The sequence below is a fragment of the Streptomyces asoensis genome, from assembly GCF_016860545.1.
Classification (GTDB): Bacteria; Actinomycetota; Actinomycetes; order Streptomycetales; family Streptomycetaceae; genus Streptomyces; species Streptomyces asoensis.
Map to the genome: position 1 here is coordinate 1576024 of NZ_BNEB01000002.1, position 16179 is coordinate 1592202.

Genomic DNA, 16179 nt, shown 5'->3' on the forward strand with positions numbered 1-16179 from the left:
GCGGGCGGCCCGCTTGAGCCGTATCGCTGCGCGACGCCTGCGCGTCACGTCAGGTCGTCCGCGCGTCAGGGCGTCTGTGCGTCATGTCGCCCGTGCGTCATGTCGCTCGTGGGTCGGTGTCAGTCCGTCGGCAGCCATTTCTCGAGGGCGTCGATGAGAGCGTCGAGCGCCGGGACGTCGGAGGAGCGGTCCGTCGTCACCGCGCGGTCGTCGAACTGGAGCGTGTACCGGAAGCGGTCCGCCGCCCCGCCGTCCAGCGAGAACGCGGGCACGTCGGCCAGCGCGGGATCTCCGAGGAGGGTCCGCAGCGACGTGAACTGGGCCGGTGTCGTGCGGCGCACCGCGGACCGGCCCCGGTCGGTCGTGCGGACCGTCCCGTCGCCCCGGAGCACCAGCTGCCGGTTCACCCCGGCGAAGCCTCCGCTCACCGTCATGATCACCAGCTTCTGCTCCGGACCCGTGACCGGGACCGGCGACTGGCTCCCCGCCGCGGACCCCGGTGCGGAGGCCGAGGCGGAAGGGGAGACGGGGGCGGAAGGGGACGCGGCGGCGGAGATCGTGGGGGAGGGCGGGGCCGACGCCGTCGGACCGTCGGACACGCTCACCGTGACCACGGACTCGTCCGGCGGCTCGGCCGCCTTCCCGTCGTCCCCTGCCGAGCAGCCGGCGAGGGCCAGCGCGGCGGCCGTGCACACCATCACCGAACTCCGAGTGAGCACCTCGTCCTCCCTGAAGGTCGTGAGCCTCTGAGTACCCGTCAGTGTGCCCGACCATGCCCCTGCGGGAGGGCATGGGAGGGCATGGGAAGGGACGGGAGGGCATGGAAGGGCGCGGGAGGAGGTCGGGCTGCCGGGCGGTGGCACGCCGTGCCGTGACCACCCAGGGTTCTGCGCGGCACCCGATGCCGTCGGGGCGGGAGCGCCAGGAGGCGGAAAACGGCGGGGCGACCCGACCAATCCGGCCGCACGACGGCTCCGGATTACCCGTGGGCGGTACTCGGGACGAGGACCGCCCGAGCGGCCGCCCGCACGAGGGATACGGGAGGGCGGCCTGCTCCCGAGCCCCCGAGCACGGCGGTGCGTCGGGGGCTCGGTCCAGCACGGCGAGCCCTCCACCCGCCGCACGGGCGGGGGGTGAGAGTGGAGGTGCGCAGCGAGCGAGCGTCGGGGTACCGGTACCGGTAGGACACCGTCGGGCAGCCGCTCGAGGCATGCATCGCGAGATGGAGGGTAGTGGGGCACGCGTGAATGGAGCATGAAGGCGCCACCAGGGGGATCGCAGGCCGGCGGCGACGGCTGTGCCGGGCCGGACGAGCACTTGATCCGTGCCGGGTACTCGCTCGGCGGCGGCGTCGGCTGCATCGCCGACGCCCGCCACCACGCCGTCGCCTTCCTCGACCAGGCCGAGGCCGACTACCCCGTGTCGGTGCCCGCCCACGTACGGGATCTGACGCAGTTGGTGGTCAGCGAGCTGGTCACCAACGCCTGCAAGTACGCCCCCGGCCCGGTCCTCGTGGAGCTGCGCATCAGCCTGCGCGCCGTGGACATCGTCGTCTGGGACAGCGACCCGCTCGTACCGGCCGTCCGGGCCGCGGACCCGGACCGGGTCGGGCAGCACGGCCTGGAGATCGTCAAGGCCGTGAGCCAGGACCTGTTCGTCGAGCAGGAGCCGGTCGGCAAGCGCATCACGGCCCGTATCCCCCTGTCCTAGACCCCGGGACGGGGCCGGTGGACGTACGCCCGACGGCGTCGGCCGGGCGAATCGAGCCCGCGTCGGGCGGCGGCCGCGCCGCTCGGCGGAGATCAGGTGGTGGGCGCCGGTGCGCCCTCGCGGTGCGGCTGCTGTTCCGCCCACTGCTCCTTGGTGATCTCGTACCGTACGCCGCCGTGCTCGGCGCCCTCGACCATCTGCATGTCGGGTGGAGTGGGGATGGTGTCCGTGTGCGTCATCCGGAGCTTTTCCATGATGTTGCGCGAGCCGCGGTTCATGGACATCGTCTCGGCCCAGACCAGGCGCAGACCGAGCTCGTCGAACGCCTTGCCGAGCAGGGCCCGTGAGCCCTCGGTGCCCAGCCCTCTGCCCCAGGCCGCCTGCCGCAGCCGGTAGCCGAGTTCGACCTCGTCCGGCGGGCCCTCCGGTTCCGGACGCAGGAGGAACCAGCCGATGAACGCCCCGTCCTCCTTGTCGTGGGCGGCGAACAGCCCGAGGTCGCCGCCCCACTTCTCGTATCCGGCGACGATGTACGGCAACTGGCGCTCGCGGACGAGCTCCGGCGGGGTCGCAGCGCCGCCGCTCAGGTAACGCATCACGGCCGGGTCGCTGTCCAGCTCTATCAGCAGGTCCGCGTCGTCGGCGGTGAAGCGGCGCAGGATCAGGCGCTCGGTCTCCAGGTAGATGTCCACGCGCCGATGATGACCGAACCGAGTCGCCCGGCCCAACGGGTTTTCCCGCGGTGCGGTGATCGTCGCGCTGCCGCTGCCTCTGCCTCTGCCTCTGCGGGGGACTGGGCCGGGGACGGGGACGGGGACGGAGGGGCGGGCGCCGCCCGATGCGGAGCCGATCCCTTTCCAGGTGTCCGATGAGTTCTACCGCCCGGCTCGGTCTACAGGACGTACGCGATCGAGACGCCGACTGGAGACCCGCCATGACGAATCCCGCACACCCCGGCCGCATGCTGTTCGTGAACATGCCCGTCGCGAACCTCGAGCGCAGCAAGGCGTTCTTCGCCGCCCTAGGGTTCGGTTTCGACCCGAAGTTCACGGACGAGGGCGCCGCGTGCATGCCGGTCGGCGAACACGCCTTCGTCATGCTGCTCAGCCATGAGAAGTTCGCCCAGTTCTCGAAGCTGCCGATGGCGGATCCCGCCACGCACGCCCTGGCGCTGTACTGCTTCAGCGTGTCCTCCCGCGAAGAGGTCGACGCGGTCGGTGCCGCCGCACTCGCGGCGGGCGGCTCCGAGGCGGACGGTGCCGAGGACCACGGGTTCATGTACGCGCGCAGCTTCTTCGACCTCGACGGTCACGGCTGGCAGGTGATGTGGATGGACCCGGCGGCGCCGGCCCAGGGCCCCGAGGCGTTCGCGGCCTCCGCGCAGGACGCCGGCGCCCCGGCCTGACCCGTCACCTCGGGCGGCGCGACCGGCCCGGCGGGGTGATCGGTCCGGCGGCGGGAGCGGGGGTGACCGACTGATCGCCGGTAGGCTGCGGCGGTGCGCACGGTGGAGCTCTTGCTGGACGAGGCGGCGGACCTGGCCGTCCGGGACGCCTGGCGACGGCTGGCGGACGCGGGGCTGCCCAGCCAGGCGCGTCACCGCTCGCCGACGAACAGTCCGCACCTCACCCTGGCCGCCTGCGCGGAGCTGACCGCCCCGATCCGCTGGGAGCTCGCCGAGGTGGCCGCCGCGCTGCCCCTGCCGGTGCGGTTCACGGGCGTGGTGCGCTTCGAGCGGCCCACGTCGGTGCTGGCCTGGGCGCTGGAGCTGGACAGTGCGCTGGCCGACCTGCACCGCCGGGTGTGGGAGGCGGTCGCCTCGGACAGCCCGGCCGCCACCCTGAACCCCTTCCACGAACCCGAACGCTGGAGCCCTCACATCACCCTCGGCCGGACCCGCCGGGCCGGCGCCTTCGCGGACCGGCGCGTCCTCGAACTGCTGCCGGTGCCGCCCCTGTCGGTCCGCCTCACGACCTTGCGCAGCTACGACACCGAAACCGGCACCTTGGAGGTACTGGCGCCGCGCCCCTGAGACGAGCAGGCCCTCGAACCGTCGCAGTGAGATCCCGATGTCGGTGCAGCCGTCTACCTTCGTCTCTCATGACAGACACCGATCATGCCGCGTTCGGTCGCGAGTGGACTCGCTTCGCATCGTGGCTCCTTGCGCACTCGTCCTGCGATCACGCAGCACTCCGTGGTCCGGCGGGACGCGAAGGCCTGGACGAACTGGAATCGCGGCTGGGCTTCCCCCTGCATCCGGAGCTGACGGCACTCCTGGAGCTGCACGATGGAACGACCGACGCCGGCGCCGTGCCGGCTCCTCGCGCGGTTCGACCCGCTGGATCGTTTCTCCCTTTGCAACACCGGCTGTGCGGTGCGGCGGACATCGCGACGATGTACGAGGTGCTCGTCGAGGTCGGCGAGGACTTCGTACACACGGAGTCGCCGGACGACGACGAGGACTCGGACGACGACGAGGACCTGGCCGCGCGTCTGCACCTGTGTGTCCCGTTCGCGCTCCCCGACGACGGCGGCTTCGCCCTGGTCGATCACCGGCCCGGTCCTACCTACGGGCACGTGTACGAGCTGGGCATCGGCTCGGGGGACCTGGACGGAACCCTCTGGGCGACAAGCCTGACAGCCCTCTTCCGAGCCCTGTCCGACGCCGTGGAAACAGGCACCCCTTTCTTGCACTACTGGCCCACGACCACCAAGGACGAGTCGGGCCGTGCCCACCTTGAATGGCAGATCCAACCCTGAGCGCGCCGAGCCGCCACTGCCGACGGGCGCCGACCTCGCACCTGGGCGTGCGGTCGGCGGAGGTCCTGCTTGCGGACGAGGGAGGGGGCGGGCAGGGTTTCGGGCTGTGGCCATCTTGCTGATCGTTCATCACACACCCTCGCCCCACTGCCAGGCGCTGTTCGAGGCGGTCGTCTCGGGTGCGACCGCGCCGGAGATCGAGGGCGTCCGGGTCGAGCGGCGGGCTGCACTCGCCGCGACCGCCTCCGACGTGCTGGCCGCCGACGCCCTGCTGCTCGGCACGCCCGCCAACCTCGGCTACATGTCCGGCGCGCTGAAGCATTTCTTCGACCAGATCTACTACCCCTGCCTCGACGCCACCCGCGGCCGGCCCTTCGGCTACTACGTGCACGGCGGCAACGACGTCACGGGTGCGGTCCGTGCCGTCGACGCCGTCACCACGGGCCTGGACTGGCGCCGCGCCGCGGATCCGGTCACGGTCACCGGGGAACCGGGCAAGGACGATCTCACGGCCTGCTGGGAGCTGGGGGCGACGCTGGCGGCCGGCCTGATGGACTGAACCGGCAGGGGGGCACCGGGAGTCTGCGCGGTGCACCGGGCCGAAGCGGCGGGTACCGGCTCAGTTCCAGAGGGGGTACGTCACCACGCGTCCGAACTGGTCCGGCCGGTCGCCGAGGTAGGTCAGGGTGATCCGGCTGTAGTGCTGCACCTGCGGGTGCTTCTTCCACGGTTGCGGCCGGTCCAGCTTCACGACGACGGCGTAGGGGTGGAAGTGGCCCGCCGCGCAGTAGGGATCGCAGTCGTTGACGACGTTGACGCCCGTCCCGCGTGCCGAGCCCTGGCCCCAGGTGTCCCAGTGCAGCGAGACGAGCCTGCTGTTGCCGTCGCCGCACGCCAGGATGAAGTCGCCGGGCCGCACCTTGGCGTGCCAGAGGCAGTCGACCAGTACCGGTGGCGCGGTCTGCCGCGCCGCGGCCGCGCGTGCCGTGGCTGTGGAGGACGTGGCCGGGACGGCCGAGGCCGAACCGACGGCCGCCGTGAGGCACAGTGCTGCACAGAGCATGACCGCTGTTCTCGTCGTGTGTCGCATGTCCGCTCCCGCCCGACCGAACCGGGAGCCGTCTGCGTGCCGTGCCCCGGTGGGATTCCGGATTCCCTACCGACGCTACGACGACAAGCGGAAGGCGACCACTCGAACGGCCCATCGCCCACCCCGCGCCGTGGCCCAGGAGTGCCCTGTCACGCCATGTCCCGGGACACGTCCTCCCATGCCGTCGGAGGAGCCGGCGCCTGCTCGCCGGACCGGGCCTCGGGCGGGCCCTCCGTGGCGATCACGACGATGTCGTCCGCGCGGCTCCAGACCCGTCTGCCGGTCTTCGGCGGATTGAGCCGGACCGTGTACCCGGCCGGGGTCGCGGTGGGATCGTGACAGCGGTAGCCGATCGCGCACTCGCCCCGGTCGCGTGCCGCCGCCACCACGGTGGCGAAGGACGCGGGGCGGTCCGCGGGCACATAGTGGTGGGCCGGGCGCAGCCGCAGTGCGCTGCCGCCCGCGGCGAACAGCTCCTCGAAGACCGTGGCGAGGAGTCCGTTCTGGGAGACCTGGGCCATCAGCAGGCCGGTGAGCTGCCCGGCGACGACCGCCTCGGAGCCCGGTCCCAGCGGGGCCAGCGCCCGGTTGCGTTCGTCGGCGAGTTCCGCGACCACCGGCACGGGCCGCCCGCTCTCCTGCGCCAGCGCTCTCAGGACGAGCAGGACGAGCAGGGTGCGGTCGTCCGACCGGCCGTCGGTGTCCCCGGTGTCCGGCGCGAGCACGACGACGCGGTCGTAGGAGTGCGGCTCGAGACCGCGCAGGGACACCGGGTCCGTCGGATCGGCGCGCCCGTGCGTCACGGTGAGGCCCGTGGGGTGCGCGGCATCCCCGCGCGGTTCCGGCACCGAGGGCGGTGCCTGCTCGGCCGGGCCGGTCACGACGTGGAGGACCGAGCCAGGCCGTGCGCTGCCGCGCAGCCGGTCGACCAGCAGCGGCGCCCGGCGGTTCCAGCCGAGCAGCAGGAAGCGCGACGGGCCGTCCGCGCCCGGGCCGGGCCGGGACGGTGACCGCGGCTCCACGGGATCCCGGTGGTCCTCCCACCGCGCGGTGTGCTCGTCCGCCGCCACGACCAGGAGCCGGTCGCCCGCGCCGAGGAGGGTCTGCGGCGGCGGGTTGAGCAGGGGAGTGCCGTCGGCCCGCACCAGGCCGGCCACGGCCGCCGTCGCGCAGCCGAGCAGGACGTCGCCGAACCGCCGCCCCGCGGGCGGGGGAGCCTCGGTGACGTGGAACTCCTCGCCGTCGAAGTCGAGCAGTTCCCGAAGGACGGGCATCAGGCCCGGGTGGAGCGCGCAGTGGGCGAGGAGGCCGGCCGCCGTCCGGTCGGACTCGAGAACGAGGCCCCGCGGTCCGGCGGCGAGCGCCGCCGCGGTGCGGTAGCGCTCGTGCCGTACACAGGCGACGACGGGCGGGCCCGGATGCTCGCCGAGGACCGCGCGCAGCGCCAGCAGGGTCCGTACGGTCTCGGCGTCCCCGCCGGTCCGGGTGCCGGGCAGGACCAGCACCGCGTGCGCCGACGCCGGACTGACCAGGGCGACCGCTCCGGGGTCGGTCAGGGAGCCGCTGCGGCAGATCAGACGGGTGGTGCCGGTGGGTCCGAGAGCCGCCGCCAGGGCCTCCTCCATCTCCGTCTTGTCCCGGTCGGCGAGCACCACGACCGCGCTCCAGCGCTGCCGAGCCCGCGCCGCGACCAGCTCCCGGACGACCGTGAACACCTGCTCCGACCAGCCGAGCACCACCGAGTGGCCCGTCTCGACCACCGTGGAGCGCCCGCGGCGCAGCTCGGTGAGGCGGTCGGTGAGCCCGGTGGTGATCAGTCCGATCAGGGTCGACACGTACAGCAGGGCCACCAGGCCCAGCAGGACGGACAGCAGCATCCGCAGCGGTGCCCCGCTCACCGCGCCCAGCCGCAGGGTCTCGGCGCTCACCCGCCACACCGCGAGCAGCCGCCCGGACAGCGACCGCGGCGAGGAGGGATCCGTCCACACCAGCAGGGCGCTCGCCGGGACGACGAGGCCCAGGCAGACGACGGCCAGCCAGCCGACCAGCCGGCCCGTGCTGCGGGCCAGAGTGCTGTCGAACCGGTAGCGCAGCCGGTCCCGTAACGAGACCGGCGCCCGCCGCTGCCCTTCCACCGTGCCCCCTGTGTGCCGCCGCCGACTCCCGCCGGCTCCCGTCGCCACCTGAACTCGCAGCGTGCTGCGCCCGGTGCCCCGACACGCCGTGGCGGTCGCCGTATTCACCCGTTCGGGAAGGCCGGTGGCCGCCGCGGCCGAAAACGTGCGGTGAGCAGCCGGGTTCCGCGCATGGACATGGTCATTTCAAGCCGTTGTCTTGGCATTCCCATGACAAACCTGTGCACGCAGTGCCACGCTGCTGCCGAAGTTCACCATTCCTTCACACCCGCATCATGCGGGGCATCCCCCACTCACCCCCCACCTCCTTCCACCCGCCTGCCGTGCAGCGCTCCGGACCGGCCCCATCCCGTCGGTCCGCCCCCACCTCGGCCCGCACCCCGGGCCGACCGTCGCACAGAAGGAGAACACCTTGCCCCGGCGACACCACCCCACCCTCCGGCGCAGACGCGCCACCGCCCTCGCGCTGACCGCCATCGGCACCCTGCTCGCCCTGGGAGCCCCCGCGGCCCCCGCCGGAGCGGCCCCGGCCGACCCCGGCCTCTCCACGATCACCGCCACGCCCCGCGCGGGCGCCGCCGCGACCCCCCTGTCACCTGCCCGCCGCACCGCCCTGATCAAGAGCGCGCAGACCGCGGCCGGCAGCACCGCGCGGCAACTCGCCCTCGGCGACCAGGAGAAGCTCGTCGTCAAGGACGTCGTCCAGGACGCCGACGGCACCACGCACACCCGCTACGAGCGCACCTACGCCGGGCTGCCCGTCCTCGGGGGCGACCTGGTCGTCCACCTCAAGGGCAGCCGCACCACCGTCACCAGGGCGAGCGCCGCGACGCTCACCCTGCCCTCGCTCACCCCGAAGCTCTCCGCCGCCGACGCCGGAGGCAAGGCGCTCGCCTCCGCCAGGAGCGCCGAGGTGACCGGCGCCGAGACCGGGCGGGCGCCCCGCCTCGTCGTCTGGGCGGGAGCCGGCAAACCCGTCCTGGCCTGGGAGACGGTCGTCGAGGGCGTCCAGCAGGACGGCACGCCGAGCGAACTCCAGGTGGTCACCGACGCGACCACGGGCAAGCAGCTCCTCGCCGCCGAGAAGGTGCACACCGGCACCGGCACCGGCCAGTACGTCGGCACCGTGAACGTCGGCAGCACCCGGTCGGGATCGACGTACCAGCTGACCGACGGCGACCGCGCCGGGCACAAGACGTACGACCTCAACCAGGGCACGTCCGGCACCGGCACCCTCTTCACGGACGACAACGATGTCTGGGGCAACGGACTCCCGTCCGACCGTCAGACCGCCGGTGTCGACGTCGCCTTCGGCGCCGCGGCCACCTGGGACTACTACAAGGACGTGCACGGCCGCAACGGCATCCGCAACGACGGTGTCGCGGCCTACAGCCGCGCCCACTACGGCAGCAGCTACGTCAACGCCTTCTGGCAGGACAGCTGCTTCTGCATGACCTACGGCGACGGCTCGGGCAACACGCACCCGCTGACCGCCCTCGACGTGGCCGCCCACGAGATGAGTCACGGCGTCACCGCGGCCACCGCCAACCTGACCTACTCGGGCGAGTCCGGCGGCCTGAACGAGGCGACCTCCGACATCTTCGCCGCCGCCGTCGAGTTCCACTCGAACCTCGCCGCCGACCCGGGCGACTACCTCGTCGGCGAGAAGATCGACATCAACGGCAACGGCACCCCGCTGCGGTACATGGACAAGCCCTCCAAGGACGGGTCCTCCCGCGACAACTGGAGTTCCACGCTGGGCAGCGTGGACGTCCACTACTCCTCGGGCCCCGCGAACCACTTCTTCTACCTGCTCTCCGAGGGCAGCGGCGCCAAGACCGTCAACGGCGTCGCCTACGACAGCCCGACCTTCGACGGCCAGGCCGTCACCGGCATCGGCATCGAGAACGCCGCGGCCGTCTGGTACCGGGCGCTGACGACGTACATGACCTCGTCGACCAACTACGCCGGGGCACGCACCGCCACCCTGTCGGCCGCCGCCGACCTGTTCGGCGCCTACAGCCCCACCTACCTCGCCGTCGCCGACGCCTGGGCCGCCATCAACGTCGGCAACCGGATAGCCCTCGGCGTCAACGTCGCCCCGATCGCCGACCAGACCAGCGGCGTGGGCCAGTCGGTCGGCCTCCAGGTGGACGCCTACACCACCAACTCCGGTGCGGGCCTGACCTACGAGGCCACCGGCCTGCCCGACGGGCTGACCCTCGGCGCGAGCGGCCTGATCTCCGGGACGCCCACCACCGTCGGCACCAGCGACGTCACCGTGAAGGTCACCGACAGCACGGGCGCCTCCGTGACGGACACCTTCACCTGGCGGGTCGCGTACATCTACGCCACCGCCACCCGTGTCGACATCCCCGACAACGGCGCCGCCGTGGAGTCCCCGATCACCATCTCGGGACGCGACGGCAACGCCTCCGCCACCACCTCCGTCTACGTCAACATCGTCCACACGTACCGCGGTGACCTGACCGTCGACCTGGTCGGTCCCAACGGCACCGTGTACTCGCTCCTCAACCGCAGCGGCGGCTCCGCCGACAACGTCGACCAGACGTTCACCGTCGACGCCTCGGCGCAGCCCGTCGACGGCACCTGGAAACTGCGGGTCCAGGACCGCGCGTCGATCGACGTCGGCTACATCCAGCGCTGGCAGCTCACCCCCTGACCACCGAGCGCCCCATGCCGCCGCCCGGGCCCTCACGGCCCGGGCGGCGGTGCGTGCGGGGAAGTGACGGGGGACAAATGGGTGTTGGCCCCGATGGCGCCGGACCCCGTCGTCACGCGATCGTGGAGAAGGCCCGCGACGCCGGGCGACGCCGAGGAGGGCCCAGCGCGGCCACCGGCGCATCCGACACTCCACGAAGGAGATCAGCCCATCCACTCCCGTGCCCTGCAACGAGCCCGACTCAGCCTCCCCCGTGAGGAGGTGACGCATGGGACACGCTGACACCCTGCTGGCCATGGGCGGCGCCTTCCTCGCCGCGGCCTTCTTCGCCCGCCTCGGCAACCGCATCGGCCTGCCCACCATCCCCCTGTTCACCCTCGCGGGCATGCTGCTCGGACCGCACACCCCGGGCTTCGTCCTGGTCGAGGACGCCCACGACTTCGAGATGCTGTCCGCTCTGGGCCTGGTGCTGCTGCTGTTCTACCTGGGCCTCGAGTTCCACCTCGACGACCTGAAGACCGGCGGCAGACGCCTGGCCCTGGCCGGCGGGAGCTACCTCCTGCTGAACGTCGGAGCCGGCTTCGGCTTCGGCCTCGCGCTCGACTGGGGAATCCGCGAAGCGCTCGTCCTCGCGGGCGTCCTCGGCATCTCGTCGTCCGCCATCGTCACCAAGATCCTCATCGACCTGGGCCGCCTCGGCCGTCCGGAGACCCGCCTCATCCTCGGCGTGATCGTCGTGGAGGACGTCTTCCTCGCGCTCTACCTCGCCGCCCTCCAGCCCGTCATCGGCGGCGCGCACGGCGTCGCGGAGGTCCTGTTCCAGGTGACGAAGGCGTTCGCGTTCCTGCTGGTGCTGGCCGCCACCGCCCGCTACGGCACCCGCCTGATCGGCCGGCTCATCCACGTGCGCGACGACGAACTCCTCGTCATCAGCTTCCTGGGCGCGGCCGTCCTCGTCGCGGGGGTGTCCGAACTCCTCGGGGTCGCGGACGCCATCGGCGCCTTCATGGTCGGTCTGATCCTCGCCCAGACCCCTTCCGCCGCCCGCATCCGCCGGCTGGTGCACCCGCTGCGCGACGCGTTCGCCGCGATCTTCTTCTTCGCCTTCGGACTGGCGATCGACCCCGGTGACTTCGCGGCCGTCCTGGTCCCCGTGGCTGTCGCGGCCACCCTGACCCTGCTCATGAACGTGGCGGCGGGACTGATCGTGGCCCGCCTCTACGGGTACGGTCCCGGGCCCGCCGCCGACATCGCCGCCACGCTCCTGGCCCGCGGCGAGTTCGCGCTGATCCTGGCCGCGATGGCCGCGACCGCGGGGCTCGACGAGCGCCTCGCCCCGTTCATCGCCGGTTACGTCCTCGTCCTGGCCGTGCTCGGCCCGGTGGCCGCGGGCCGCGCGCACCTCGTCGTCCGCAGACTGACCGGCGGCCGCACACCGGACGGGCCTGACGACCTCGCACCCGTCGAGGCCCCGGAACGGACGACCAGCGCCTGACGCCGACGCACGACGGGCCCCGGACGGGGGGCCGCGGCCCTTCCGGCCGGGCGCCACCGCGCGCGACCCGCGGCCGTCCACGGTCGTCCGCGGGCCGGCTCACTGCCGTCGGCCCGCGGCCGCCTGTCCGCCCGCGAGCTCGGCCAGGGAGGTGCCGCACGCCCACAGCCGGAGCCGGGGACCGTCGATGAGATAGGTGTGTCCCTCGCGCGAGGCCCACACCTCGTCCCGGTGCGTGAACGTCCCGCGGTGCACCACGAGCCGCAGCGGCGGACCGGTCCGCGCCCGGGGCCGGATCCGGGTCAGACAGGAACAGGCCGCCGCCTCGTCGGGCAGCGGTTCGGCCACGGGTCGGAAGGCCACGTCGAGCAGCCGTCCGCGGCCGTCGCGCGCGGCGAGGTGGAGGGTGTCGTGCCGGGGCGGCGGCAGCACCCGCCAGCCGTCCCGCCGGAGCATCCTGGCCACGGCGACGACGAGCCCGGACATGTCCAGCTCCGCCAGCTCCTGGGCGGTGTAGTAGCCGCCCCGGCGCCGGGCGGGGCGCCGGGACCTGCGGCGCAGAACGGCGGCGGTCACCACGAGCGGCACCACGAGCAGCGCGCAGAGCGGCCAGCCCGACGTGCGGTAGACCAGGGCGAGTCCGGCGAGCGCGGCCGACACGACGACGACCGAGCCGGCGAGGGCCGGCAGGACCTCCGGCAACCGGGGCCCGTAGCGGCCCGAGGCGCGCAGCTCCCGCACGGTCCGGCGTCTGCGGGCGCGCGCCGACTCACCACCCCGCCCCCGCTCCCGCCTGCGTGCCATCAGGGTCGGCCCCCCTGCCCCCTGCACGAACGATGTGCAGAAGGGATACCCGTCGGGCCGCGCGTCGTCCCCGGATGGCGCTTTTCCGCCTGCGTCTTGGCCGAAGACCGTCCGGCGGGCCGTTGTCAGTGGTGGGTGACAAGCTGCTGACCATGGACGAGGCCGAATTCTTGCGGGGCCGGGTGTACGGCGCCGACCACGACGACGCGGGCCCCCGCCCGGAGCGCGCGTACGCGCAACTGGTGGGGGGCCCGCTGGACGGACTGCTGCTGGACGTCACGGACCGCTCCGAGCAGGAACTGCGCGAGGTCGCCCTGGTCACGGAGATAGGCCGGTACGGACCCGGCGGCCGCGCCCTGTACGGGCGACGCGGTGAAGACGGCCGCCGGTTCGACTGGCGCGGCGACGCCCCGGGCGCTCCCTGAACCCGCCCGGGACCCGCACGCGGCGCTACTTGAGGTACGGCCCGTCGGCGCCGATCTTGCCGGGCCCGTTCAGCACGTACACCCGCAGGTTGCCCTTCCCGGGGGCCGCCACCGTCAGGGTGCCGTTCGACACGCTCCGCACGTCGCCCGTGACGGCGTCGGTGTACGTGCCGTTCGGAATGCCGGTGAAGCTCGCTGTGCCGGTGACCGTGACCAGCGCGAAGCTGTCCGTGCCGCCGCCGGTGTAACGGCGCTTGAAGGCCATCCCGCCGCTGATCCCCTCGGTCGAGTACTGGCCCGTCTGGAGGGCCGGGACCGCGCGGCGGATCTGGTTCAGCCGCTGGAGGTGCCGGACCAGCGGCTGGGACAGGGTGGTGGCGACCGTGCCGCTCGCGCTCGCCACCGTGCCGAAGTCCGAGGCGGTGACGGATCCGGCGAGCTGGTCCCCGAAGTAGGCGCGTCCGGTGGACGCCAGCGGGCAGGTCGGCCCGCAGTCGATCTGCTTGCCCTTCTGGAATTCGGTCTCCGATCCGTAGTAGAGCGTCGGGATGCCGCGGAACGTCCACATCAGGGCCATGTTCTCGGCCCAGGCGTCGGTGCCGCCGCTGTAGCGCGTGCTCGACTTGTTGGGGCCGTAGTCGTGGGAGTCCACGTAGACGACGTTGTAGGTGGCGTCGTTGACGCTGTCGTCGGAGTCCTTGCCGTTGCTGTAGGCGTTCTGCGCGTCACCGAAGTTCATGTGCATGCGCATGTCGATGATGTTCATCCCGGAGAACCGGCTGCGGTCCGGTGTGTGGTAGCTGTTGCCGTCGAGGAAGGCGTTGGTGGACGTCGGCTGGTTGCCGGTGCCCAGGTCGTTCTCGTAGGTGAACTGCTCGATGGCCGCGGTCTCGTCGTCCGCGCTGTACTCCTTGCGCTCCCTCCAGGTGAAGAACTGCGCGGAGTGGTTCACCGACCCCCGGTTCCACTTGTCGTTGACGAAGGCGCCGACCTCGCCGAAGACGAAGAAGTTGCGGGCCGCCTCGGTCCCGAACCGCTGGGTGACGCGGTCGTGGATGGCGGGCAGGAACCGGCGGTTCCAGGTGACGCGGGGAATGTGGACGGCCGTGTCGATGCGGAAGCCGTCGACGCCCATGTCGATGTACTTGTCGTACGCGCCGATGAGGTAGTTCTGCACGGGCGTCGACTCGGTGTCGAAGTCCGCGAGGTCCTCGTGCAGCCAGCAGGAACGGGAGTCCTCACCCTCCCAGTTGCCGATCCAGCACCGGTGGTAGTAGGCCTTCGGGAACATGCCCGAAGTGGGGCTCGGCCACTGGCAGTTGTACAGCGTGTAGCCCTCGGCGCTCTTGCCTCCGGTGGGCTTGCCCCAGTTCAGGCAGGTGTTGCCGGCCGGCTCGGCGGTGGACCACAGGTCGCCGTTGTAGTACGACTTCCCGGACTTCGGCTCCACGGTCAGGCCGTCGTACTCGAACCCCTCGGCCTTCTCGTCGTAGTACCAGCTCCACTGCGTGTCGCGCACGCCGTACACGGTCGGGGTGAACAGGCCCTTGGCGCCCCAGCGCGAGCTGTGGTTGTAGACGACGTCCTGGTAGATCTTCATGCCCTTGGCGTGGGCGGCGTTGATCAGGTCCTGGTACGAGGCGCCCGCGGACTCCAGGCGCGGGTCCACCTTGTAGAAGTCGTAGCCGTGGTAGCCGTGGTAGTCGTAGTCCGAGCGGTTGAGGACCACGGGCGTGATCCACACCGCCGAGAAGCCGAGCGCCTTGATGTAGTCGAGCTTCTCGACCAGACCCTTGAAGTCCCCGCGGAACATCGGGTCGTTGTTGGCCGCGTTGCCGGACTTGACGTGCTGGCTGCCACCGCGGTCGTTGGTGGTGTCGCCGTCGTAGAAGCGGGCGGTGAGCACGAAGTAGATGGGGTCCTTGCGGGGGTCGGTGCCCAGCGGGGTGCCGCTCGCGGGGGCGGGGGCGCGCTCGCCGGTCGTCACGGTGGCGGGAGCGGAGGCGGGGGAGGTGTTCCCGGCCGCGTCGACCGCCTTCACGGTGTACGTGTAGGTGGTCTTCTCGTCGAGCCCCGTGTCGGACAGGACCGTGGAGCCGACGTCCGTGATCACCGTGCCGGAGGTGCCGCCGGTCCGGGTGACCTGGTACTTCGTCACCCCCTTGTTGTCGGTGGCCGCGTCCCAGCCGACCACCACCGAGGTGCCGGTGGCGTTGGCCGTGACCTTGGCGGGGGCGGTCGGCGCCTGCGTGTCGGGCGCCTCGGCCGCGCAGGGGTCCGCGGCGCCGGAGGTGACCGTGCGGTCCTTCACGGTGGTGGTGCCCAGCGGGATCGTGTAGTCGGAGCCGTTGTTGTTGTCCCACACGCCGTTGCCGTTGTTGAACGCGGCTCTGAGTCCCCTCGCGGTGCCGAGGTCCAGGGTCTTCTTCCACCAGCCCGTGCAGGCGGTCGTCATGCCGAGGCCGGGGGCCGTCGTCCATGAGCCGCCCGTGGGGGCGTAGTGGATGTTGGCGGTGGTCCATCCCGAGGTGACGGTCGAGTAGTAGACGGTGGCCTGGTTGCCGCCGCCCGTCCCGGTGCCCGAGCACGGATCGCTGTGGGCGATCACCCCGTCCTTGACGGTCACGGTGCCGGTGCCCAGCGCGTAGTTGCCGCCGCCGTTGTTGTCCCAGGTGCCGCTGCCGTTGTTGAAGGTGGCCTGGAGTCCTGCGGCGGCGCCGAGATCGACGGTCTGTTTCACCCAGTCGGTGCAGGCGCTCTCCATCCGGACGCCGGGCACGGTGGTCCAGGCGCCGCCGTCAGGAGCCCAGTGGAGGTAGGTGGCGGACCAGTTCTTGGTCTTCGTGTAGTAGAAGACCGTCGCGCTGTTCGCCTCGGCGGCGGCCGTCCGTACCGGGACGGTGGCGGTCTCCGCTTCGGACGGTGCCGCGAGCAGTGCGACCAGCCCGCCGATCGCCAGCACGGCGGCGAGCGGGCGTGGGGACCTGCGTCCGGCGGACGTACTCGGTGCGCGCTTCATGGCTTCTCCCGGTCCGGGCGGGGTGGAGGGAGTCGCCTTGAAAGAGCAACCGGCAACT

General features: G+C 72.2%; 15 protein-coding genes. 9 read left to right on the forward strand and 6 right to left on the reverse strand.

Features of this window, described 5'->3' with window-relative positions; translation table 11 throughout:
• Nucleotides 1-119: 119 nt before the first annotated feature.
• Nucleotides 120-434, reverse strand: coding sequence for a hypothetical protein (locus Saso_RS38190; RefSeq protein WP_229901094.1), 315 nt, complete (start codon nucleotides 432-434; stop codon nucleotides 120-122).
• Between Saso_RS38190 and Saso_RS38195 the strand changes: the two genes are divergently transcribed.
• Entirely contained in the window at nucleotides 433-750 is a 318-nt protein-coding gene (locus Saso_RS38195; RefSeq protein WP_229901095.1) for a hypothetical protein, read from the forward strand. The two genes, Saso_RS38190 and Saso_RS38195, sit on opposite strands and share 2 nt — an antisense overlap.
• A 504-nt stretch (nucleotides 751-1254) precedes the next feature.
• Complete coding sequence (locus Saso_RS09955; RefSeq protein ID WP_189918678.1) at nucleotides 1255-1710, forward strand: ATP-binding protein; 456 nt, start codon at nucleotides 1255-1257, stop codon at nucleotides 1708-1710.
• A gap of 92 nt (nucleotides 1711-1802) precedes the next feature.
• Here the strand turns inward: Saso_RS09955 and Saso_RS09960 are convergent, their stop codons facing one another.
• On the reverse strand, nucleotides 1803-2402 hold the full coding sequence (locus Saso_RS09960; protein ID WP_189918680.1) for a GNAT family N-acetyltransferase: 600 nt from the start codon (nucleotides 2400-2402) through the stop codon (nucleotides 1803-1805).
• A gap of 242 nt (nucleotides 2403-2644) precedes the next feature.
• On the opposite strand from Saso_RS09960, the gene Saso_RS09965 reads away from it, so the two are divergent.
• The 4 genes from Saso_RS09965 (at nucleotide 2645) to Saso_RS09980 (ending at nucleotide 5029) form a co-directional block, all read left to right on the forward strand.
• Nucleotides 2645-3115: a VOC family protein gene (locus Saso_RS09965; protein WP_189918682.1), complete on the forward strand. Its 471-nt coding sequence runs from the start codon at nucleotides 2645-2647 to the stop codon at nucleotides 3113-3115.
• A 93-nt stretch (nucleotides 3116-3208) separates the two neighbouring features.
• Nucleotides 3209-3742: a 2'-5' RNA ligase family protein gene (locus Saso_RS09970; protein WP_189918684.1), complete on the forward strand. Its 534-nt coding sequence runs from the start codon at nucleotides 3209-3211 to the stop codon at nucleotides 3740-3742.
• Between the two features lie 68 nt (nucleotides 3743-3810).
• Nucleotides 3811-4470: an SMI1/KNR4 family protein gene (locus Saso_RS09975; protein WP_189918685.1), complete on the forward strand. Its 660-nt coding sequence runs from the start codon at nucleotides 3811-3813 to the stop codon at nucleotides 4468-4470.
• A 106-nt stretch (nucleotides 4471-4576) separates the two neighbouring features.
• Entirely contained in the window at nucleotides 4577-5029 is a 453-nt protein-coding gene (locus Saso_RS09980; RefSeq protein WP_189918687.1) for a flavodoxin family protein, read from the forward strand.
• 60 nt (nucleotides 5030-5089) lie between these two features.
• On the opposite strand, the gene Saso_RS09985 is transcribed toward Saso_RS09980, so the two are convergent.
• A complete protein-coding gene (locus Saso_RS09985) occupies nucleotides 5090-5533 on the reverse strand; it encodes a hypothetical protein (protein WP_229901096.1) in 444 nt (147 codons plus the stop codon).
• Nucleotides 5534-5709: 176 nt separating this feature from the next.
• Entirely contained in the window at nucleotides 5710-7695 is a 1986-nt protein-coding gene (locus Saso_RS09990) for a CASTOR/POLLUX-related putative ion channel (RefSeq protein ID WP_229901097.1), read from the reverse strand.
• A 412-nt stretch (nucleotides 7696-8107) separates the two neighbouring features.
• Here Saso_RS09990 and Saso_RS09995 point away from each other — a divergent pair, with 412 nt between their 5' ends.
• Nucleotides 8108-10378 carry a M4 family metallopeptidase gene (locus Saso_RS09995; RefSeq protein WP_189918691.1) on the forward strand — a complete coding sequence of 757 codons (2271 nt, stop codon included), beginning with the start codon at nucleotides 8108-8110 and terminating at the stop codon, nucleotides 10376-10378.
• A 268-nt stretch (nucleotides 10379-10646) separates the two neighbouring features.
• Nucleotides 10647-11873 (forward strand): cation:proton antiporter, encoded by a 1227-nt coding sequence (locus tag Saso_RS10000; RefSeq protein ID WP_189918693.1) that lies wholly within the window; start codon nucleotides 10647-10649, stop codon nucleotides 11871-11873.
• Between the two features lie 99 nt (nucleotides 11874-11972).
• On the opposite strand, the gene Saso_RS10005 is transcribed toward Saso_RS10000, so the two are convergent.
• On the reverse strand, nucleotides 11973-12677 hold the full coding sequence (locus tag Saso_RS10005; protein ID WP_229901098.1) for a hypothetical protein: 705 nt from the start codon (nucleotides 12675-12677) through the stop codon (nucleotides 11973-11975).
• Between the two features lie 152 nt (nucleotides 12678-12829).
• Here Saso_RS10005 and Saso_RS10010 point away from each other — a divergent pair, with 152 nt between their 5' ends.
• Nucleotides 12830-13102 carry a hypothetical protein gene (locus Saso_RS10010; protein ID WP_189918695.1) on the forward strand — a complete coding sequence of 91 codons (273 nt, stop codon included), beginning with the start codon at nucleotides 12830-12832 and terminating at the stop codon, nucleotides 13100-13102.
• A 25-nt stretch (nucleotides 13103-13127) separates the two neighbouring features.
• Here the strand turns inward: Saso_RS10010 and Saso_RS10015 are convergent, their stop codons facing one another.
• Nucleotides 13128-16121, reverse strand: coding sequence for a carbohydrate binding domain-containing protein (locus tag Saso_RS10015; protein ID WP_189918697.1), 2994 nt, complete (start codon nucleotides 16119-16121; stop codon nucleotides 13128-13130).
• Nucleotides 16122-16179 lie beyond the last annotated feature (58 nt).